Origin of the sequence: Pseudomonas asiatica, assembly GCF_040214835.1 — a bacterium.
Taxonomy (GTDB): Bacteria; Pseudomonadota; Gammaproteobacteria; order Pseudomonadales; family Pseudomonadaceae; genus Aquipseudomonas; species Aquipseudomonas putida_Z.
The window spans coordinates 4,758,738-4,778,193 of the sequence record NZ_CP157874.1 but is presented as its reverse complement, the minus strand read 5'-3'; the positions used below and the strand labels follow the sequence as shown (position 1 = coordinate 4,778,193).

Genomic DNA, 19,456 nt, shown 5'->3' with positions numbered 1-19,456 from the left:
AGATCCTGTGGGAGCGGGTTTACCCGCGAAGCAGGCGACGCGGTTTGCGATCAGATACGGAAGCTGCCCACCAGGTGCTTCAGGCGGCCGGCCTGCTGCTCCAGGTCGGAGCAGGCGCGCAGGGTGGCCTGCAGGTTTTCCACGCCTTCCTGGTTGAGCATGTTGATCTCGTTGATGTCCATGTTGATCGCCTCGACCACGGCGGTCTGCTCTTCGGTGGCGGTGGCCACCGACTGGTTCATGCCGTCGATCTCGCCGATGCGCACGGTAACGCTGTCCAGCCGCTCACCGGCCTGGTTGGCGATCTGCATGCTGTCCTGGCTGTGGCGCTGGCTCTGGTCCATGGTCTCGACCGATTCGCGCGCGCCGACCTGCAGTTCTTCGATCATGGTCTGCACCTGTTGCGCCGACTCCTGGGTGCGGTGCGCCAGGTTGCGTACTTCATCGGCTACAACCGCAAAACCACGCCCGGCTTCACCGGCGCGGGCCGCTTCGATGGCCGCGTTCAGCGCCAGCAGGTTGGTCTGCTGGGAAATGCTGGTGATCACTTCGAGGATCTGGCCGATGTTGACGGTCTTGCTGTTCAGCGTCTCGATGTGCGCGCTGGAAGTGACGATCAGGTCGGACAGGCGGTTCATTGCCGCAATGTTGCGTTCCACCACCTGCTGCCCTTCTTCGGCCAGCAACCGCGCCGAACTGGCGTGCTGCGAAGCCTGGGCGGCGTTGCCGGCAATTTCCTGGGCGGCGGCGCCCAGTTCGTTGATGGCGGCGGCCACGCTGTTGGTGCGGTTGGACTGTTCGTCGGAGTTGGTCATCGACGAGTTCGAGGCACTGATGACCCGCAGGGCTACTTCGTTGACCTGCTCGGTGGCCGAGGACACTTCGCGGATCGAGCTGTGAATACGCTCGACGAAACGGTTGAAGGCGCTGCCCAGGATGCCGAATTCGTCGTGGTTGTGAATACGCAGGCGCTTGGTCAGGTCGCCTTCACCTTCGGCGATGTCTTCCATGGCGCGGGTCATGGTGTGCAGCGGCTGCATCAGCACACGGATCAGCAGGCCGAGCAGGCCGATGATGATCACCACCGCCACCAGCGTGGCGATCACCGCCGAGGTGCGGAAGGTGCTGAGCATCGAGAATGCCTTGTCCTTGTCCACCGACAGGCCGATGTACCAGTTGGCCGAAGGCAGGCCGGTGATCGGGGTGAAGGTCAGCAGGCGGGCCTGGCCTTCGCTCTGCACTTCGGTCAGCTCACCGGTCAGTTTCGGCGTGTGCTGCGGGAACAGGTCCGACAGCGACTTCATCACCAGGTCTTTGTCCGGGTGCACCAGGATCTTGCCCTGGTCGTTGACCAGGAAGGCGTAGCCCATGCCGCCGAAGTTCAGCGAGTTGATGATCTGTACCAGGCCGTCCAGGGCCAGGTCGCCACCGACCACGCCGACACTGGCGGAAACCTTGCTGAGGATGCCGATGACCATCTTGTTGGTGGTCATGTCGATGTACGGCTCGGTCAGGGTCGCGCCAGCGGCATTCATGCCGTCCTTGTACCAGGGGCGGGTGCGTGGGTCGTAGCCGTCGGGCATTTTCGAATCAGGGCGCACGCTGAAGCCACCGTCGACCTTGCCCAGGTAGACGGTGAGGAAGCTGGAAACCAGCGCATTCTGGCCCATCAGGGTTTCGGCGTTGGTCGGGTCCTGGGCTATGTTCTGTGCCAGGTTTTCCACCAGCTTGATACGGCCTTCGAACAGGTTGCGAATATTGGTCGAAGTGGAAGCGCCCATTTCAGCCAGATAGTTTTCGAGGTCCTCGCGGATCGCATTACGCTGGAGGTAATCGTTGTAGAGCGTGAAAAGGCTGAAGGCGAGTATCACGATCAGTGACGCGGCCAAAAGAATCTTGTGGCTGAAACGAAGGCTTTTGTTCATGGCGTAATCGGTTCCGCTAAGGTTTCATATCAGGCGTTTGCACGCGTGGAGTCGCAAAGCAGTGCAACATCCCGAAAAGTCCCTTTTCGGTTGTTCCTCTCTATTAAGGCGAATATCACCCACAGGTATCGGCCGAATTACGGTAAAGCTTGAGCAGAGGATTAAAGAGATGTCGGAAATTTCGACCATCGTTGTAGGTGCTGGCCCGGATGGCCAGCCAGTTGGGCAAGCGATGAGGCTGGCTAACCGCCATGGCCTGGTGGCGGGCGCGACGGGTACTGGCAAGACCGTCACCCTGCAGCATCTGGCGGAAGCGTTCAGTGACGCGGGGGTTGCGGTGTTCGCCGCCGATGTCAAAGGTGACCTTTGCGGCCTGGGCGCTGCTGGTGCGCCGCAGGGCAAGGTGGCCGAGCGCATCGCCGGCATGCCCTGGCTGGGGCACAGGCCCCAGGCTTACCCGGTGAGCCTGTGGGACATTGCCGGGCAGTCCGGCCACCCGCTGCGCACCACCCTCAGTGAAATGGGGCCGCTGCTGCTGGGCAACCTGCTTGAACTGACCGACAGCCAACAGGCGGCGCTGTATGCGGCGTTCAAGGTGGCCGACCGTGAAGGCCTGCTGCTGCTCGACCTCAAGGACCTCAAGGCGCTGCTCGCGCACCTGAAGGACAACCCGCAACTGCTGGGTGAGGACAGCGCGCTGATGACCACGGCCTCCACCCAGGCGCTGTTGCGCCGGTTGGCGACCCTGGAGCAGCAGGGCGCCGAGGCGTTGTTCGGTGAACCGGGGCTGCAGCTCGAGGACCTCCTGCGGCCAGACCCGGATGGCCGTGGCCGTATCCACCTGCTGGACGCCAGCCGGTTGGTTCACGATGCACCGAAGGTGTACGCGACCTTCCTGTTGTGGTTGCTGGCCGAGTTGTTCGAGCAACTGCCCGAGCGCGGTGATGCCGACAAGCCGGTGCTGGCGTTGTTCTTCGATGAAGCGCACTTGTTGTTCAACGATACGCCCAAGGCATTGCAGGATCGCCTGGAGCAGGTGGTGCGGCTGATTCGTTCGAAGGGTGTGGGGGTGTACTTCGTTACCCAGTCGCCGGGGGATTTGCCGGATGCGGTGCTGGCCCAGTTGGGCTTGCGCATTCAGCATGGCTTGCGGGCGTTTACCGCCAAGGAGCAGAAGTCGCTGCGCGCCGTGGCCGATGGCTTCCGCCCCAACCCGGCGTTCGACACCCTGGCGGTGCTGACCGAACTGGGCATTGGCGAGGCGCTGGTGGGGACGCTGGAAGAAAAGGGCACGCCTGCGATGGTGCAACGGGTGCTGATTGCCCCGCCGCAGTCGCGTATCGGGCCGTTGAGTGCGGCTGAGCGCAGTGCGCTGATTGCCGATTCGCCGCTGGCGGGGCGTTACGACAAGCCGGTGGACCGTGAGTCGGCGTATGAGATGCTGACCCAGCGCAAGGGTGAGCCGGTGGAGCCCGCGCCGCAACCCAAGGCAGATGAAGAGAGCTTTGCCGACAAGGCTGGTGAGTTCTTGCAGAGTGCGGCAGGGCAGGCAATCAAGTCGGCGGTGCGCCAGGCGGCCAACCAGTTGGGGCGGCAGTTGGTGCGTGGGTTGATGGGGTCGTTGCTGGGGGGCAAGAAAAGGTAGTTTGCCTTTACCGGCCCCCATCCACAGGCCTGCGCTGTACCTGTAGGAGCGGCCTTGTGTCGCGAAAGGGCTGCGAAGCAGCCCCGGGATTTCAGCGCAGATGCACAAATTGCTGGGGCTGCTCTGCAGCCCTTTCGCGACACAAGGCCGCTCCTACAGGAGGCGTGTGTGTTTGCGGATACGAAAAAGGCGCCGGAGGGCGCCTTTTTCTATTGCGGTATCACTCAGCCAATGGCTTTGGACGCCAGCCAGAACAGGCCGGCCGCCAGGCCCATCGACGCAGGCAGGGTCAGAACCCAGGCCAGCAGGATGGTCTTCACGGTGCCGCCTTGCAGGCCGCTCTTGTTGGCGACCATGGTGCCGGCCACACCGGACGACAACACGTGGGTGGTCGATACCGGCAGGGCGAAGATGTTGGCCATGCCGATGGCGCAAGCCGCGGTGATCTGCGCCGACATGCCCTGGGCATAGGTCATGCCCTGCTTGCCGATCTTCTCGCCAACGGTCAGTACCACGCGCTTCCAGCCGACCATGGTACCCAGGCCCAGGGCCAGAGCGACGGCCACGATCACCCAGAACGGGGCGTACTCGGTGGTGGCAGTCAGGTCTTTGCGCAGTTTTTCCAGGTCGGCCTTTTCACGGGCTTCCAGGCCTGGCAGCTTGCCGACCTTCTTCGCCGTGTCGTCCAGGCACAGCAGGTAGCGGCGCACTTCGACACGCTTGTCGGCACTCAGGCTGTGGTAGTCGGTCACGCCCTGCAGCGAGGACTGCAGTGCGGCAATGGTCGGCTCGGTCTGCTGCGGGTTGCAGCTGAACTGCTCCGGCAGGTCGCTGGACTTGGCCTTGCCCAGTGCCAGGAACTCGCCCAGGGTGGCGGCGTTGCGCTGGTAGAACTGGCTCATGTGCAGGGTGGCGTCGCGGGTACGCTCGATCTGGTAGGTGGTGCTGTTCAGGTCGAGGACGAACTTGGCCGGGACGATACCGATCAGCACCAGCATGATCAGGCCGATGCCTTTCTGGCCGTCGTTGGAGCCGTGCACGAAGCTCACGCCCATGGCCGAAACCACCAGTACCAGGCGGTTCCAGAACGGCGGGTGCTTCTTGTCGTCGAGCTTGCGGCGCTGCTCGGGGGTCTTGTGCATCTTCGACAGCGGGCGCCACCACTTCAGGCCGATCAGTACCAGGGCGGCAACGGCGAAGCCGGCCATCGGCGAGACCACCAGCGACATGGCGATGTCGATCGCCTTCTGCCAGTTGACGCCGTCGCCCAGCGGGATGTCGTTGATCAGGGCATTGGCCAGGCCGACGCCGAGGATGGAGCCGATCAGCGTGTGCGAGCTGGAGGCGGGGATACCGAAGTACCAGGTGCCCAGGTTCCAGGTGATGGCCGCAGCCAGCAGCGAGAAGACCATGGCCAGGCCGTGTCCGGTGTTCACATTGATCAGCAGCTCTACCGGCAGCAGGTGCACGATGGCATAGGCCACCCCGACACCGCCGAGCAGAACGCCAAGGAAGTTGAACACGCCGGAGAAGAACACGGCGAGGTGCGGCGGCATGGCTTTGGTATAGATGACGGTAGCTACCGCGTTGGCGGTGTCATGAAAGCCATTGATGAACTCGAAGGCGAGCACGAAGGTCAAGGCGAGCAGCAGGCTCACCAACACCCAGGCATCCAGTCCGCTGAATAATTCGATCATGAAGGTTGTCTGGCGGTCTTAGGGGGGCGGGATTATGCCAGAAAACCTTGGCAATCGATGCATCTGCGACAGACCGATGGCAATCTTCCTGTCGGGAGCGTGATGTGCACGGCGTGACGTGGAGGCAGGGAAATGTCCGCTAAAACGCGCAAAATCTGGCGAAAACCGGCAAAAAGCTGGAGAAAAAGCCGCTTCGCTTCTGTTCAAACGGCCGTATGAAATTTGTGTAATTCCATTTCACCTTCGGCCGGACAGTAAAGATCGACCGCGCCCGGGCAGGCCGGGCGACGACGCGCTGGCGTGGTCCCGGGGGTCAGGGAGTGTCGCTGCGCAGTTCCTTTTCCATACGTTCCAGTTCCTGGCTGAAGGCCTGGTCGCGCACGCTGGCGCGCTTGCGCCAAGGTTTGCGTTCCGGATCCGGTTGTGCGGCGTAAGTGGTGACTTCGCCACCGTAAACATCCTTGTAACGTTCAGCCTGGCGCTCGAGTTCCGCGCGCAGTTCATCTTTCGTCACAGTAGTACCTGAATTAAGTTTGATGAGTGTTGTTATGCGCTGTGCAGCGTGCACATGCCTTGCTGGCCGCAACGGCTTGATACAGCGGAAGGTTCCATTGCCACGGCATCGTCGAGGCCTGCGCAATCGATTATAGCAACCGATATTTCGCCGAACATCGTTATTTACCCAACCCTGACATCACCAGACGCAAGTAACGGAATGCATCCGACAACAGTTTGGGCCTTTCGTACAAGTTTGAAAGGCAAGACGGACAAAAGTTCGTTGCAGTGCAGCAGCGGGACCGTCGAGCGGGAGGGTAATGAAAAACGGCCTCGCCAAAAGGCGAGGCCGTTGCCTGGGGACTTCTACGGTGGGTACCTGACCAGTCTCTCCAAAGAAGCCACAAGTGGCATGAGAAAGGTATAAGTAAAAGTGTCAGCGGTCAATTGCGATTATCGGTCGTTTGTTCGATAATCGCACGAGTGGGCGTTTTTTTTGAGGTGTGCGATGAGTGACGAAACCCTGGCCAACGATTCCGTCAATCCAGAGTCGGGCAACCCGGAGCAGGGGCGATCTGCCTCGGCAGCCCTGGCACCGCCGATCGTGGCTTCCCCGGCAAAGCGCATCCAGGCCTTTACTGGCGACCCGGACTTCATGACCTCCTTGGCCCGAGGCCTGGCAGTCATCCAGGCCTTTCAGGAACGCAAGCGTCACCTGACCATCGCCCAGATCAGCCACCGCACCGAAATCCCCCGTGCGGCGGTACGCCGTTGCCTGCACACGTTGATCAAGCTGGGTTACGCCACCACCGACGGGCGCACCTATTCGCTGTTGCCCAAAGTGCTGACGCTGGGGCATGCGTACCTGTCGTCGACGCCGCTGGCGATTTCCGCCCAGCCTTACCTTGACCGCATCAGCGACCAGCTGCACGAGGCGGCCAACATGGCCACGCTCGAAGGTGACGACATTCTTTATATAGCCCGTTCGGCCACCGTGGAGCGGCTGATTTCGGTCGACCTGTCGGTGGGCGGGCGCCTGCCGGCCTATTGCACATCGATGGGGCGCATTCTGTTGGCGGCCATGGATGACACCAGCCTGCGGGAATACCTGGAGCGTGCCGACCTGAAGGCGCGTACCAGCCGTACCTTGCATGACCCTGAGTCGCTGTTCGCCTGTATCCAGCAGGTGCGCGCCCAGGGCTGGTGCGTGGTAGACCAGGAGCTGGAGCAGGGGCTGCGTTCGATTGCGGTGCCGGTGTATGACGCCTCGGGGCAGGTGTTGGCGGCGTTGAATGTGAGTACCCATGTCGGGCGGGTGACGCGCAGTGAGCTGGAGCAGCGGTTCTTGCCGATCCTGCTGGCGGCCAGCCGGGACCTTTGCCATCAGTTGTTTGGCTGAAGTGTCCCGGGGGCGCGTTGCACCCCTTTCGCGACACAAGGCCGCTCCTACAGGTAGATCGCGTAACCCTGTAGGAGCGGCCTTGTGTCGCGATGGGCCGCAAAGCGGCCCCAAAATAAAACAGTAATAACCGTTTCCTGTGCGATAAACGCACAGTGTCGTTCGCGGTCAATTGCGCCACCACCGCCCGCTGATTAATGTCTCTCGCAACGGTCGGCTGTGCCGACCGAACAAGAAAAACATAATAAGAGGCACTTACATGAATACTGTCCCCTCGCTGCCGCGGCCGCACCCGCGCGCAGTACCGTTATATCCAGGCTGACGCCGGCCGCATTCCCTCAAACTATCGTCCTCTGTACCGGTTTATCGCGTGCAGTGGCCTGGCTGTGCCCCTCATTCTGGATAACAACAATGAACCAAGCGCAAACCAACGTCGGCAAAAGCCTTGACGTCCAGTCGTTCATCAATCAGCAGCCGCTGTCCCGCTACCAATGGCGGGTGGTGTTGCTGTGCTTCCTGATCGTCTTCCTCGATGGCCTGGACACCGCCGCCATGGGCTTCATCGCCCCGGCCCTGTCGCAGGAGTGGGGGATTGACCGCGCCAGCCTCGGCCCAGTCATGAGTGCTGCATTGATCGGCATGGTTTTCGGTGCCCTCGGCTCCGGCCCGCTGGCGGACCGGTTTGGCCGCAAGGGCGTGCTGGTGGGGGCGGTGCTGGTATTTGGCGGCTTCAGCCTGGCCTCGGCCTATGCCACCAACGTCGACCAGTTGCTGGTGTTGCGCTTCCTGACCGGCCTGGGCCTTGGCGCAGGCATGCCCAACGCCACCACGCTGTTGTCTGAATACACCCCCGAGCGCCTCAAGTCGCTGCTGGTGACCAGCATGTTCTGCGGCTTCAACCTGGGCATGGCCGGTGGTGGTTTCATTTCCGCCAAGATGATCCCGGCTTACGGCTGGCACAGCCTGCTGGTGATCGGTGGCGTGCTGCCGTTGCTGCTGGCACTGGTGCTGATGGTATGGCTGCCGGAGTCGGCGCGGTTCCTGGTGGTGCGCAATCGGGGCACCGACAAGGTGCGCCAGACCTTGTCGCCCATCGCGCCAGGGGTGGTGGCCGAGGCGGGCAGCTTCAGCGTGCCGGAACAGAAGGCGGTGGCCGCGCGCAACGTGTTCGCGCTGATCTTCTCCGGTACCTACGGCATGGGCACCATGCTGTTGTGGCTGACCTACTTCATGGGCCTGGTGATCGTCTATCTGCTGACCAGCTGGCTGCCAACCTTGATGCGCGACAGCGGCGCGAGCATGGAGCAGGCTGCCTTCATCGGCGCGCTGTTCCAGTTCGGTGGCGTGCTGAGTGCCGTCGGCGTGGGCTGGGCCATGGACCGCTTCAATCCGCACAAGGTGATCGGCATTTTCTACCTGCTGGCCGGGGTGTTCGCCTACGCCGTGGGGCAGAGCCTGGGCAACATCACCGTATTGGCCACCCTGGTGCTGGTTGCCGGCATGTGCGTGAACGGCGCCCAGTCGGCGATGCCTTCGCTGGCGGCGCGCTTCTATCCGACACAGGGCCGCGCCACAGGGGTATCGTGGATGCTGGGTATCGGCCGCTTCGGGGCGATTCTCGGGGCCTGGAGTGGCGCGACGCTGCTGGGGCTGGGCTGGAACTTCGAACAGGTGCTGACGGCGTTGCTGGTGCCGGCGGGGCTGGCGACCGTGGGTGTGATCGTGAAAGGGCTGGTGAGCCACGCTGACGCGACCTGAAGCCCGGGGGCCGCTTTGCGGCCCTTCGCAGCACAAGGCTGCTCCTACAGGGAAACGCGATCCCCTGTAGGAGCGGCCTTGTGGCGCGAAAGGGCTGCGCAGCAGCCCCAGAATCAAGATGAGTAGCAGGACAACAAATGGTTCGATAATCGCACAAATAGTCGATTATCGGATTGTAAGCCACCCACCAGTCTCCTTAATCTGAGCTCACCGAAGCACCCTGACCAGGAGTCTCCAAATGGCTGCAATTCTCCCGCTTCACGAAGCCGTGAAGCAGTTCATCCAGGATGGCGATACCGTCGCCCTCGAAGGTTTCACCCACCTGATCCCGACTGCCGCCGGCCACGAGATCATCCGTCAGGGCAAGCGCGACCTGACTCTGGTGCGCATGACTCCGGACCTGATCTACGACCAGCTGATCGGCGCCGGTTGCGCCAGCAAGCTGATCTTCTCCTGGGGTGGTAACCCGGGTGTCGGTTCGCTGCACCGCCTGCGTGATGCCGTCGAGAAGCAATGGCCACACGCCATCGAAATCGAAGAACACAGCCACGCCGACCTGGCCAACGCCTATGTCGCCGGTGCTTCTGGCCTGCCGTTCGCCGTGCTGCGTGCCTACGCCGGCTCCGACCTGCCGAAGGTCAACCCGCTGATCAAGAGCGTCACCTGCCCGTTCACCGGTGAAGTGCTGGCAGCCGTGCCGTCGGTGCGCCCGGACGTGACCGTGATCCACGCGCAAAAGGCCGACCGCAAGGGCAACGTGCTGCTGTGGGGCATCCTCGGTGTGCAGAAGGAAGCCGCCTTGGCCGCCAAGCGCTGCATCGTCACCGTCGAGGAAATCGTCGACGACCTGCAGGCCCCGATGAACGCCTGCGTGCTGCCGACCTGGGCGCTGAGCGCGGTGTGCCTGGTACCTGGTGGTGCGCACCCGTCCTATGCCCACGGCTACTACGAGCGTGACAACCGCTTCTACCAGGCCTGGGACCCGATCGCGCGTAGCCGCGAATCGTTCACCGCCTGGATCGACACCTACATCCGTGGCACTGCCGATTTCAACGAATTCAAGGCCAAGCTGGCCAGCACTGCGGAGGCCGCACAATGAGCTACTCCACTTCCGAAATGATGACCGTCGCCGCAGCCCGTCGCCTGCGCAACGGTGCTGTGTGCTTCGTCGGCATCGGCCTGCCATCCAAGGCTGCCAACCTGGCGCGCCTGACCTCGTCGCCAGATGTGGTGCTGATCTACGAATCCGGCCCGATCGGCGCCAAGCCAAGCGTGCTGCCGCTGTCGATCGGCGACGGCGAGCTGGCCGAAACCGCTGACACCGTGGTGCCGACCGGCGAGATCTTCCGCTACTGGCTGCAAGGTGGGCGCATCGACGTCGGCTTCCTTGGCGCCGCCCAGGTCGACCGCTTCGGCAACATCAACACGACTGTGGTCGGTGACTACCACGCCCCGAAAACCCGCCTGCCGGGTGCCGGTGGCGCACCGGAAATCGCCGGTTCCGCCAAGCAGGTGCTGATCATCCTCAAGCAGTCGCCGCGTGCCTTCGTCGACAAGCTGGACTTCATCACCTCGGTTGGCCACGGTGAAGGCGGCGACTCGCGCAAACGCCTTGGCCTGCCAGGCGACGGCCCGGTCGGCATCATCACCGACCTGTGCATCATGGAGCCGGAAGCCGGCACCCACGAATTCGTCGTCACCGCGATCCACCCGGGTGTGACCCGCGAGCAGATCATCGCCGCCACTGGCTGGGCGATCCGCTTTGCCGACGATGTGCAGACCACTGCCGAACCTACCGAAGTCGAGCTGTCCGCCCTGCGTGACCTCGAAGCCCGTACCGCCGCGGCCCATGGCCAGGTGGCAGGAGAAGCCTGATGCGCGACGTATTCATCTGTGACGCCATCCGTACCCCGATCGGCCGCTTCGGCGGCGCCCTGGCCGGTGTGCGGGCCGACGACCTGGCCGCCGTGCCGCTGAAGGCGCTGATCGAGCGCAACCCGAGCGTGCAGTGGGATCAGGTTGACGAAGTGTTCTTCGGTTGCGCCAACCAGGCCGGTGAAGACAACCGCAACGTGGCGCGCATGGCGCTGCTGCTGGCCGGCCTGCCGCAGAGCATCCCGGGCGTTACCCTGAACCGCCTGTGCGCGTCGGGCATGGATGCCATCGGCACTGCCTTCCGCGCCATTGCCAGCGGCGAAATGGAGCTGGCGATTGCCGGCGGCGTCGAGTCGATGTCGCGTGCCCCGTTCGTCATGGGCAAGGCCGAAAGCGGCTATTCGCGCAACATGAAGCTCGAAGACACGACCATCGGCTGGCGTTTCATCAACCCACTGATGAAGAGCCAGTACGGTGTGGATTCCATGCCGGAAACCGCCGACAACGTGGCCGACGATTACCAGGTTTCGCGTGCTGACCAGGATGCTTTCGCCCTGCGCAGCCAGCAGAAGGCAGCTGCCGCCCAGGCCGCCGGTTTCTTCGCCGAAGAAATCGTGCCGGTGCGTATCGCGCACAAGAAGGGCGAGACCGTCGTCGAGCATGACGAGCACCTGCGCCCGGAAACCACACTGGAAGCCCTGACCAAGCTCAAACCGGTCAACGGCCCGGACAAGACCGTCACCGCCGGCAACGCCTCGGGCGTGAACGACGGTGCCGCGGCGTTGATCCTGGCCTCGGCCGAGGCGGTGAAGAAACACGGCCTGACCCCACGTGCCCGGGTACTGGGCATGGCCAGTGCCGGTGTTGCACCGCGGGTGATGGGCATTGGCCCGGTGCCGGCAGTGCGCAAGCTGACCGAGCGCCTGGGTGTGGCGGTGAATGATTTCGATGTGATCGAGCTCAACGAAGCCTTTGCCAGCCAAGGTCTGGCGGTGCTGCGTGAGCTGGGTGTGGCCGACGATGCACCGCAGGTGAACCCCAACGGCGGTGCCATCGCCCTGGGCCACCCGCTGGGCATGAGCGGTGCGCGCCTGGTGCTGACTGCGCTACACCAGCTGGAGAAGAGCGGTGGGCGTAAAGGCCTGGCGACCATGTGTGTGGGCGTAGGCCAAGGTTTGGCGCTGGCCATCGAGCGGGTTTGACCTGTACCGGCCTCTTCGCGGGTAAACCCGCTCCCACAGGGAACCACGCATCCCCTGTGGGAGCGGGTTTACCCGCGAAGAGGCCGGCACATGCGACTCAAGGCTAATTGCCAGCCAGATAGCGGAACGAGTGTGTTACCAGGTGTGTCTAGAATTACCTGCGACCCTCCAGGAGTAAACTCACCATGACCTCAGCCTATTACACCGGCGAAGAACGCAGCAAACGCATCTTCGCTATCGTTGGTGCCTCTTCAGGCAACCTGGTGGAATGGTTCGACTTCTACGTCTATGCCTTCTGCGCGATCTACTTTGCCCCGGCTTTCTTCCCCTCCGACGACCCCACCGTGCAGTTGTTGAACACGGCAGGCGTGTTCGCCGCGGGCTTTCTGATGCGCCCCATCGGTGGCTGGATCTTCGGCCGCCTCGCTGACCGCCATGGTCGCAAGAATTCCCTGATGATCTCGGTGCTGATGATGTGCTTCGGCTCCCTGATGATCGCCTGCCTGCCCACCTATGCCAGCATCGGCACCTGGGCCCCGGCGCTGTTGTTGCTGGCCCGGCTGATCCAGGGCCTGTCGGTAGGCGGCGAATACGGCACCACTGCCACCTACATGAGTGAAGTGGCCCTGCGCGGCCAGCGCGGCTTCTTCGCCTCGTTCCAGTACGTGACCCTGATCGGCGGCCAGTTGCTGGCGGTGCTGGTGGTGGTGATTCTGCAGCAGCTGCTCACTGAAGATGAACTGCGCGCCTGGGGCTGGCGCATTCCGTTCGTGGTCGGCGCCATTGCCGCGCTGATCTCGCTGATGCTGCGCCGCTCGCTGCATGAGACCAGCAGCGCCGAAACCCGCCAGGACAAGGACGCCGGCACCATCAAGGGCCTGTTCCGCAACCACGCGGCGGCTTTCATCACCGTGCTCGGCTATACCGCGGGCGGTTCGCTGATCTTCTACACCTTCACCACCTACATGCAGAAGTACCTGGTCAACACCGCCGGCATGACCGCAAAAAACGCCAGCTACGTGATGACTGGCGCGCTATTCCTGTTCATGGTGCTGCAGCCGTTCTTCGGCATGCTCTCCGACCGCATCGGCCGGCGTAATTCGATGATGCTGTTCGGCGCCCTGGGTACGCTGTTCACCGTGCCGCTGCTGATGGCGCTGAAAACCGTGAGCAGCCCGTTCATGGCCTTCGTGCTGATTACCCTGGCGTTGTGTATCGTCAGTTTCTACACCTCGATCAGCGGCCTGGTGAAGGCCGAGATGTTCCCGCCGCAGGTGCGTGCGCTGGGTGTGGGCCTGGCCTATGCAGTGGCCAACGCGGCGTTCGGCGGTTCGGCCGAATACGTTGCCCTGGGCCTGAAGACCCTGGGCATGGAAAACACTTTCTACTGGTACGTGACGGCGATGATGGCGATTGCCTTCCTGTTCAGCCTGCGCTTGCCGAAGCAGGCCGCGTACCTGCACCACGATGATTAAGGACGTGGCATGACCAACCAACTGTTCGACGCCTACTTCACCGCACCGGCCATGCGCGAGATCTTCTCCGACCGTGGCCGCCTGCAGGGCATGCTCGATTTCGAAGCGGCGCTGGCGCGGGCCGAGGCGGCTGCCGGGCTGGTCCCGCATAGCGCGGTAGCGGCCATCGAGGCGGCGTGCCACGCCGAGCGCTATGACGTTGGCGCGCTGGCCAATGCCATCGCCACTGCTGGCAACTCGGCGATCCCGCTGGTGAAGGCGTTGGGCAAGGTGATTGCCAGTGGCGTGCCCGAGGCCGAGCGCTATGTGCACCTGGGCGCCACCAGCCAGGACGCGATGGACACCGGGCTGGTCCTGCAGCTGCGTGCTGCCCTCGACCTGATCGAAGCCGACCTCGGCAAGCTGGCCGATACCTTGTCGCGCCAGGCCTTGCAGCACGCCGACACGCCGTTGGTGGGGCGCACCTGGCTGCAGCATGCCACCCCGGTGACCCTGGGCATGAAACTGGCCGGTGTGCTGGGCGCCTTGACCCGTCACCGCCAGCGCCTGCAGGAGCTGCGCCCACGCTTGCTGGTGCTGCAGTTCGGCGGTGCCTCGGGCAGCCTGGCGGCTTTGGGCAGCAAGGCGATGCCGGTGGCCGAAGCCCTGGCCGAGCAGCTCAAGCTGACCCTGCCCGAGCAGCCCTGGCACACCCAGCGCGACCGCCTGGTGGAGTTTGCCTCGGTGCTGGGCCTGGTCGCCGGTAGCCTGGGCAAGTTCGGCCGTGATGTCAGCCTGCTGATGCAGACCGAGGCGGGGGAACTGTTCGAGCCTTCCGCACCGGGCAAGGGTGGGTCTTCGACCATGCCGCACAAGCGCAACCCGGTGGGCGCCGCGGTGCTGATCGGTGCCGCGACCCGCGTGCCGGGGCTGGTTTCGACGCTGTTCGCCGCCATGCCCCAGGAGCATGAGCGCAGCCTCGGCCTGTGGCATGCCGAATGGGAAACCCTGCCGGACATCTGCTGCCTGGTATCTGGCGCGCTGCGCCAGGCCCAGGTGATTGCCGAGGGCATGGAAGTGGATGCCGCGCGCATGCGCCGTAACCTCGACCTGACCCAGGGCCTGGTGCTGGCCGAAGCGGTGAGCATCGTCCTCGCCCAGCGCCTGGGCCGTGACCACGCCCACCACCTGCTGGAGCAGTGCTGCCAGCGCGCGGTGGCCGAGCAGCGCCACCTGCGCACCGTGCTGGGTGAAGAGCCGCAGGTCAGCGCCGAACTGTCCGCCGAAGAACTCGATCGCTTGCTCGACCCTGCCCATTACCTGGGCCAGGCCCGCGTCTGGGTGGCGCGCGCCGTGTCCGAACATCAACGTTTCACTGCCTGAAGGAGACCGCTGTGGCGCACTTGCAACTGGCCGATGGCGTTTTGAATTACCAGATCGATGGCCCGGAAAACGCCCCGGTGCTGGTCCTGTCCAACTCGCTCGGTACCGACCTGGGCATGTGGGACACGCAGATTCCACTGTGGAGCCAGCACTTGCGCGTGCTGCGCTACGACACCCGTGGCCACGGTGGGTCGCTGGTCACTGAAGGCCCTTACAGCATCGAACAGCTGGGCCGTGACGTGCTGGCCCTGCTCGATGGGCTGGATATTGCCAAGGCGCACTTCGTCGGCCTGTCGATGGGTGGCCTGATCGGCCAGTGGCTGGGCATCAATGCCGGCGAGCGCCTGCACAGCCTGACCCTGTGCAATACCGCCGCCAAGATCGCCAACGACGAGGTGTGGAACACCCGTATCGACACCGTGCTCAAGGGCGGCCAGCAGGCCATGGTCGACCTGCGCGATGCCTCCATCGCCCGCTGGTTCACCCCGGGCTTCGCCCAGGCCCAGCCAGCGCAGGCCCAGCGCATCTGCCAGATGCTGGCGCAAACCAGTCCGCAGGGTTATGCCGGCAACTGCGCGGCGGTGCGTGATGCCGATTACCGCGAGCAACTGGGCCGTATCCAGGTGCCGGCGCTGATCGTTGCCGGTACCGAGGACGTGGTGACCACTCCGGAGCACGGCCGCTTCATGCAGGCCGGTATCGCGGGTGCCGAGTACGTCGACTTCCCGGCGGCGCACCTGTCCAACGTCGAGATCGGCGAGGCGTTCAGCCGCCGCGTGCTCGACTTCCTGCTGGCTCACTGAGGGATACCACCATGGACGAGAAACAACGTTACGACGCCGGCATGCAGGTACGCCGCGCAGTGCTTGGCGATGCCCACGTGGACCGCAGCCTGGAGAAGCTCAACGACTTCAACGGCGAGTTCCAGGAGATGATCACCCGCCACGCCTGGGGTGACATCTGGACTCGCCCGGGCCTGCCGCGCCATACCCGTAGCCTGATCACCATCGCCATGCTGATTGGCATGAACCGCAACGACGAGCTGAAGCTGCACCTGCGCGCGGCGGCCAACAACGGCGTGACCCGCGACGAGATCAAGGAAGTGCTGATGCAGAGCGCGATCTATTGCGGCATTCCGGCGGCCAATGCCACCTTCCACATGGCTGAGTCGGTGTGGGATGAGCTGGGCGTGGAGTCGCGTACCTGACCACTACGCGGTCCCTTGTAGGAGCGGCCTTGCGTCGCGATGGGCCGCAAAGCGGCCCCGGCAATATTGGCTGCGAAGCTGAAACCCTGGGGCCGCTTCGCAGCCCTATCGCGACACAAGGCCGCTCCTACATAGAGCGCGCCACCACGGGCCCGGCGTTGGCCTCGACGGCGCGTTTCAGGGCCGGGCACAGGCCGAGCATGAATGCCGCTTCTGCCACCACGAACAACGGCCCGATGATCAACCCACTGACATCGTCGACAAACGCCGGCTTGCGGCCTTCGTAGTAATGGCCGACGAACTGGATGATCCAGCCCACCACGAACGCCCCCAGCCCGGCACCGAGCCACAGCGCTGTCGTCTGCATCGCCAGCACCTGGCCGACCCACAGGCATAGCCCAAGCAACAACCCCATCACCAGGCCGAAGCGCAGGTCCAGGCGCAGGTAGAACCAGACCGAGGCTGCCGCCGCCGGCAGGGCAGGGGACAGCCACATGCCGGCTACCTCCCAGCCAGGGCGCGACAGCAGGATGGTGACCGCCAGCACGATCATCGGGATGCCGACGAAATGGGTGGCGATGTTGCGTGGGTCGCGGTGGTAGCTGGCGTATTGGCTCAGGTGGTCGACGAGGGTTTTCATTGTTGTGCCTCCCTGGTTGCCTGATCGAGGTGTATTGCCTGTTCTGGCCTCTTCGCGGGTAAACCCGCTCCCACAGGGTCACCACAACTCCTGGGGGCTGCGCTGTGCCTGTGGGAGCGGGTTCACCCGCGAAAGGGCCGGTACAGGCGACCGATATAGCTCAGGATAGCCCGCCCCTGCCACCATCATCAGCTCAGCGAATGGCAGCAGCCCGCACTGGCATATCCAGCCCCACCAGCGTCTCGATCATCGCTCGCGCCGCCGGCGACAGCCGGTAACCGCTGCGGCTGACCACGCCACAGCGCACGCTCAGCACTTCCAGCGCCGGTGGCAGGTTGCGCCAGTGCAGGCGCACCAGGCGGCCGCTGGCCAGGTCTTCGGCCACGGCTTCCTCGCTGGCGGTGCCGATGGCATCGCTGGCCTCCACCACGCTGCGCAGCACGGCCAGGTGCTCGGTTTGCAGGTGCGGGGTGAAATCGCTGCGCCCGCTCAGGTTGGCCAGGCGCTTGCGCACGCCGGGGGCGAGCAGGGCGCTGGCCAGCGGGTAGCTGAACAGATCGTTGGTCGACAGGCTGTCCTTGGCCAGCAATGGGTGCCCCGGGCGGCAGAAGAACAGGCCGGGGCGCGGTGAAAGGGGCTCGGTGTGGAAGTTGGGGTCGGCTTCGAACGGGCGGATATCGTCGACGAAAAACTCGATCTGCTCGCGGCGCAGGGCCTGGCCGAGGCGTTCGGCGTTGTCCACCAGCAGCGAGGTGCGGATGCCCGGGTGGCGTTCGAGAAAGTGACGCAGGGCATCGGGCACCAGGCGCACGGCCAGCGCCGGGCCGCTGCCGAAATGCAGCTCGCCGGCGTCGAGCTTGGTCATCTGCAGCACTTCGTTGCTCAGCTGCGCGGCACCTTGTACCAGGCGCCGGGCATGTTGCAGCACCACCAGGCCTTCGGGGGTGGGCGGCAGGGCTTTGCTGGCGCGGTCGACCAGTGGGCAGCCGAAGCTGTGTTCCAGGCTCTGGATGGCACGGCTGAAGGCGGGTTGGGTGATGCCCATGGCCTCGGCGGCACGGACGAAGCTGCGGTATTCGGTGAGGGCGATGAAGTAGCGCAGCTGACGGAGGTCCATGTCACGGCTCTGGGGCGGGGATCAGGGGCCTATTCAAGCGGTTGCTGCATATGTCGTCAAAGAAGGTTTATTGATTTGTTTATAGCTTATGGTTATTTGCTGTGGCTTCTGGCCTCTTCGCGGGTAAACCCGCTCCCACAGGTTCACCACAGATTCTGAAGCTGTGGTGAACCTGAAGAATTCAGAGGAGATTCAGCGGGTAACTCACGATCAACCGGTTCTCATCGAACGAGTTGGTGCTGAAGTCCCGGCGCATGGTGGAGTTGCGCCACTTCACCGACAGGTCCTTGAAGCTGCCCGACTGCACCACATAGGCCAATTCGGTTTCCCGCGCCCATTCCTTGCCATCGTCCACGCCGCCTGCGGTGACGTTGTCACCCTTGATGTAGCGGTTCATCAGGGTCAGGCCTGGCACGCCGACGGTGGCGAAGTTGAAGTCATGACGCACCTGCCAGGAGCGCTCCTTGGCGTTGTCGAAGCTGGAGTTGTAGCTGTCGTTTGCCAGGGTGCCGCCGCTGGTGCCGTTGACCCGCATCCAGGCGTCGTCGCCGCTGACTTTCTGCAGGCCGACGTAGAAGGTGTGGCCCTGATAGCGCGCCGAGAGCATGGCCGAGGCGGTGCGGTTGTCCAGTTCGCCAGCGCGTTCGGCGCCGTCTTCCTTGCCGATGAAGTAGCCCAGGTTGGCGCCCAGGGTCCAGTCGCCCAGGGGTTGGCTGTGCACCAGGTTGAGGTACTGCTGGCGGTAGATGTCCTTGAGCTGGGCATCCCACAGGCCGATCATGGTGCGCTTGTCGTTGAAGGTGTACTCGCCGCCGCCAAAGTTGAAACGGTCGGAGGTGAATGCGGCCTTACCGTTCAGCGACATGTCTTCCATGCTGGCGTCGTTGCGCGGGCTGTTGCCGCGGAACTGGCCGGCGTACAGGGTCAAACCGGCGATTTCCTTCGAGGTCAGCTGGCCACCGCGGAAGGTCTGCGGCAGCGAGCGGCCATCGTCCGAGCGCAGGATCGGCAGTACCGGCATCCATTCACCCACTTTCAGCTCGGTTTCGGACAGCTTGGCTTTCAGTGCCACGCCCAGGCGGCCGAAGTCATCGGCCGGGCGGCCGTCGTCGTGCACCGGCAGCAGGTGAGTGTTGGTGGTGCCTTTGCCGCCATCGAGCTTGACCGAGTACAGGCCCAGTACGTCCACGCCGAAACCGACGGTGCCTTGGGTAAAGCCGGAGCGGGCGTCGAGGATGAAGCTCTGCGTCCACTCCTCGGCCTTGGCCTGCGGGTGTGCCGGGTCGACGAAGTTGCGGTTGATGTAGAAGTTGCGCAGGTTGAGGGTGGCCTTGGCGTCCTCCAGGAAACCACCTTGGTCGGCGGCGAACACGGGGAGTGCGCAGGACATGGCCAACAGGCCGGGCAGCAGCTGGCGTGCGGGTTGCAAAGTGCTCATCTGTCGTGGATCTCTTGTTTTTATGGGCGAGCCGGTACGCTGCAGGATGCGGCCTGCAGGTGCGGGTCTTTTGGGATGAACCGGGGCAACGTTGCGTGGGAGGATGGTGCGGGGTAGGGCTGGGGTGAGGCAATTCGCCACAAACGGAAGCGGGCGATAATCGAACAGAATGTTCTGGTTGGTTAATTGTTCTCCTGCACTGGCCTCTTCGCGGGCTCGCC

General features: G+C 63.8%; 15 protein-coding genes and 2 pseudogenes. 10 read left to right on the top strand and 7 right to left on the bottom strand.

Annotated features, from left to right (window positions below):
- Nucleotides 1-50: 50 nt before the first annotated feature.
- Nucleotides 51-647: pseudogene (locus ABNP31_RS26275) on the bottom strand (methyl-accepting chemotaxis protein); the annotation flags it as partial.
- Between the two features lie 309 nt (nucleotides 648-956).
- Nucleotides 957-1,781 (bottom strand): annotated as a pseudogene (locus tag ABNP31_RS26270) (cache domain-containing protein); the annotation flags it as partial.
- Between the two features lie 313 nt (nucleotides 1,782-2,094).
- Here ABNP31_RS26270 and ABNP31_RS21275 point away from each other — a divergent pair.
- Entirely contained in the window at nucleotides 2,095-3,570 is a 1,476-nt protein-coding gene (locus ABNP31_RS21275) for a helicase HerA-like domain-containing protein (protein ID WP_085706234.1), read from the top strand.
- Nucleotides 3,571-3,794: 224 nt separating this feature from the next.
- On the opposite strand, the gene ABNP31_RS21270 is transcribed toward ABNP31_RS21275, so the two are convergent.
- Together ABNP31_RS21270 and ABNP31_RS21265 are read right to left on the bottom strand one after the other, a co-directional pair.
- On the bottom strand, nucleotides 3,795-5,267 hold the full coding sequence (locus ABNP31_RS21270; RefSeq protein ID WP_085590382.1) for an inorganic phosphate transporter: 1,473 nt from the start codon (nucleotides 5,265-5,267) through the stop codon (nucleotides 3,795-3,797).
- Nucleotides 5,268-5,580: 313 nt separating this feature from the next.
- Nucleotides 5,581-5,781 carry a hypothetical protein gene (locus tag ABNP31_RS21265; protein ID WP_003259583.1) on the bottom strand — a complete coding sequence of 67 codons (201 nt, stop codon included), beginning with the start codon at nucleotides 5,779-5,781 and terminating at the stop codon, nucleotides 5,581-5,583.
- Nucleotides 5,782-6,270: 489 nt separating this feature from the next.
- Between ABNP31_RS21265 and pcaR the strand changes: the two genes are divergently transcribed.
- The 9 genes from pcaR to pcaC all read left to right on the top strand — a co-directional run bounded on the left by pcaR (nucleotide 6,271) and on the right by pcaC (nucleotide 16,040).
- Complete coding sequence (gene pcaR / locus ABNP31_RS21260) at nucleotides 6,271-7,161, top strand: pca regulon transcriptional regulator PcaR (RefSeq protein WP_025340494.1); 891 nt, start codon at nucleotides 6,271-6,273, stop codon at nucleotides 7,159-7,161.
- Between the two features lie 411 nt (nucleotides 7,162-7,572).
- Nucleotides 7,573-8,919: an MFS transporter gene (locus ABNP31_RS21255; RefSeq protein WP_085664387.1), complete on the top strand. Its 1,347-nt coding sequence runs from the start codon at nucleotides 7,573-7,575 to the stop codon at nucleotides 8,917-8,919.
- Nucleotides 8,920-9,157: 238 nt separating this feature from the next.
- Nucleotides 9,158-10,018, top strand: coding sequence for a CoA transferase subunit A (locus tag ABNP31_RS21250; protein ID WP_015271654.1), 861 nt, complete (start codon nucleotides 9,158-9,160; stop codon nucleotides 10,016-10,018).
- A complete protein-coding gene (locus tag ABNP31_RS21245; RefSeq protein ID WP_015271653.1) occupies nucleotides 10,015-10,794 on the top strand; it encodes a CoA-transferase subunit beta in 780 nt (259 codons plus the stop codon). Before ABNP31_RS21250 ends, ABNP31_RS21245 begins: the two co-directional genes overlap by 4 nt.
- Nucleotides 10,791-11,996, top strand: coding sequence for a 3-oxoadipyl-CoA thiolase (pcaF, locus tag ABNP31_RS21240; RefSeq protein ID WP_178080684.1), 1,206 nt, complete (start codon nucleotides 10,791-10,793; stop codon nucleotides 11,994-11,996). Before ABNP31_RS21245 ends, pcaF begins: the two co-directional genes overlap by 4 nt.
- A gap of 185 nt (nucleotides 11,997-12,181) precedes the next feature.
- Complete coding sequence (locus ABNP31_RS21235; protein ID WP_025340491.1) at nucleotides 12,182-13,471, top strand: MFS family transporter; 1,290 nt, start codon at nucleotides 12,182-12,184, stop codon at nucleotides 13,469-13,471.
- Nucleotides 13,472-13,480: 9 nt separating this feature from the next.
- A complete protein-coding gene (locus ABNP31_RS21230; protein WP_025340490.1) occupies nucleotides 13,481-14,833 on the top strand; it encodes a 3-carboxy-cis,cis-muconate cycloisomerase in 1,353 nt (450 codons plus the stop codon).
- An 11-nt stretch (nucleotides 14,834-14,844) separates the two neighbouring features.
- The gene (gene pcaD, locus ABNP31_RS21225) at nucleotides 14,845-15,636 is read left to right on the top strand and encodes a 3-oxoadipate enol-lactonase (protein WP_015271650.1); all 792 of its coding nucleotides are present in this window, start codon (nucleotides 14,845-14,847) and stop codon (nucleotides 15,634-15,636) included.
- 11 nt (nucleotides 15,637-15,647) lie between these two features.
- Nucleotides 15,648-16,040 carry a 4-carboxymuconolactone decarboxylase gene (gene pcaC / locus ABNP31_RS21220; protein ID WP_013974040.1) on the top strand — a complete coding sequence of 131 codons (393 nt, stop codon included), beginning with the start codon at nucleotides 15,648-15,650 and terminating at the stop codon, nucleotides 16,038-16,040.
- A gap of 127 nt (nucleotides 16,041-16,167) precedes the next feature.
- Here the strand turns inward: pcaC and ABNP31_RS21215 are convergent, their stop codons facing one another.
- The 3 genes from ABNP31_RS21215 to ABNP31_RS21205 form a co-directional block, all read right to left on the bottom strand.
- The gene (locus tag ABNP31_RS21215) at nucleotides 16,168-16,680 is read right to left on the bottom strand and encodes a DUF962 domain-containing protein (RefSeq protein WP_025340488.1); all 513 of its coding nucleotides are present in this window, start codon (nucleotides 16,678-16,680) and stop codon (nucleotides 16,168-16,170) included.
- A gap of 193 nt (nucleotides 16,681-16,873) precedes the next feature.
- Nucleotides 16,874-17,797 (bottom strand): LysR family transcriptional regulator, encoded by a 924-nt coding sequence (locus tag ABNP31_RS21210; protein WP_025340487.1) that lies wholly within the window; start codon nucleotides 17,795-17,797, stop codon nucleotides 16,874-16,876.
- Between the two features lie 181 nt (nucleotides 17,798-17,978).
- Nucleotides 17,979-19,235 carry an OprD family porin gene (locus ABNP31_RS21205; RefSeq protein ID WP_075046220.1) on the bottom strand — a complete coding sequence of 419 codons (1,257 nt, stop codon included), beginning with the start codon at nucleotides 19,233-19,235 and terminating at the stop codon, nucleotides 17,979-17,981.
- Between the last annotated feature and the right edge of the window lie 221 nt (nucleotides 19,236-19,456).

Excerpts from the sequence above, each read along its gene's own strand:
- ABNP31_RS21275 (WP_085706234.1), top strand. The coding sequence starts at position 2,095 with ATGTCGGAAATTTCGACCATCGTTGTAGGTGCTGGCCCGGATGGCCAG.
- ABNP31_RS21270 (WP_085590382.1), bottom strand. The coding sequence starts at position 5,267 with ATGATCGAATTATTCAGCGGACTGGATGCCTGGGTGTTGGTGAGCCTG.
- pcaR (WP_025340494.1), top strand. The coding sequence starts at position 6,271 with ATGAGTGACGAAACCCTGGCCAACGATTCCGTCAATCCAGAGTCGGGC.
- ABNP31_RS21255 (WP_085664387.1), top strand. The coding sequence starts at position 7,573 with ATGAACCAAGCGCAAACCAACGTCGGCAAAAGCCTTGACGTCCAGTCG.
- ABNP31_RS21250 (WP_015271654.1), top strand. The coding sequence starts at position 9,158 with ATGGCTGCAATTCTCCCGCTTCACGAAGCCGTGAAGCAGTTCATCCAG.
- ABNP31_RS21245 (WP_015271653.1), top strand. The coding sequence starts at position 10,015 with ATGAGCTACTCCACTTCCGAAATGATGACCGTCGCCGCAGCCCGTCGC.
- ABNP31_RS21235 (WP_025340491.1), top strand. The coding sequence starts at position 12,182 with ATGACCTCAGCCTATTACACCGGCGAAGAACGCAGCAAACGCATCTTC.
- ABNP31_RS21230 (WP_025340490.1), top strand. The coding sequence starts at position 13,481 with ATGACCAACCAACTGTTCGACGCCTACTTCACCGCACCGGCCATGCGC.
- pcaC (WP_013974040.1), top strand. The coding sequence starts at position 15,648 with ATGGACGAGAAACAACGTTACGACGCCGGCATGCAGGTACGCCGCGCA.
- ABNP31_RS21215 (WP_025340488.1), bottom strand. The coding sequence starts at position 16,680 with ATGAAAACCCTCGTCGACCACCTGAGCCAATACGCCAGCTACCACCGC.
- ABNP31_RS21210 (WP_025340487.1), bottom strand. The coding sequence starts at position 17,797 with ATGGACCTCCGTCAGCTGCGCTACTTCATCGCCCTCACCGAATACCGC.
- ABNP31_RS21205 (WP_075046220.1), bottom strand. The coding sequence starts at position 19,235 with ATGAGCACTTTGCAACCCGCACGCCAGCTGCTGCCCGGCCTGTTGGCC.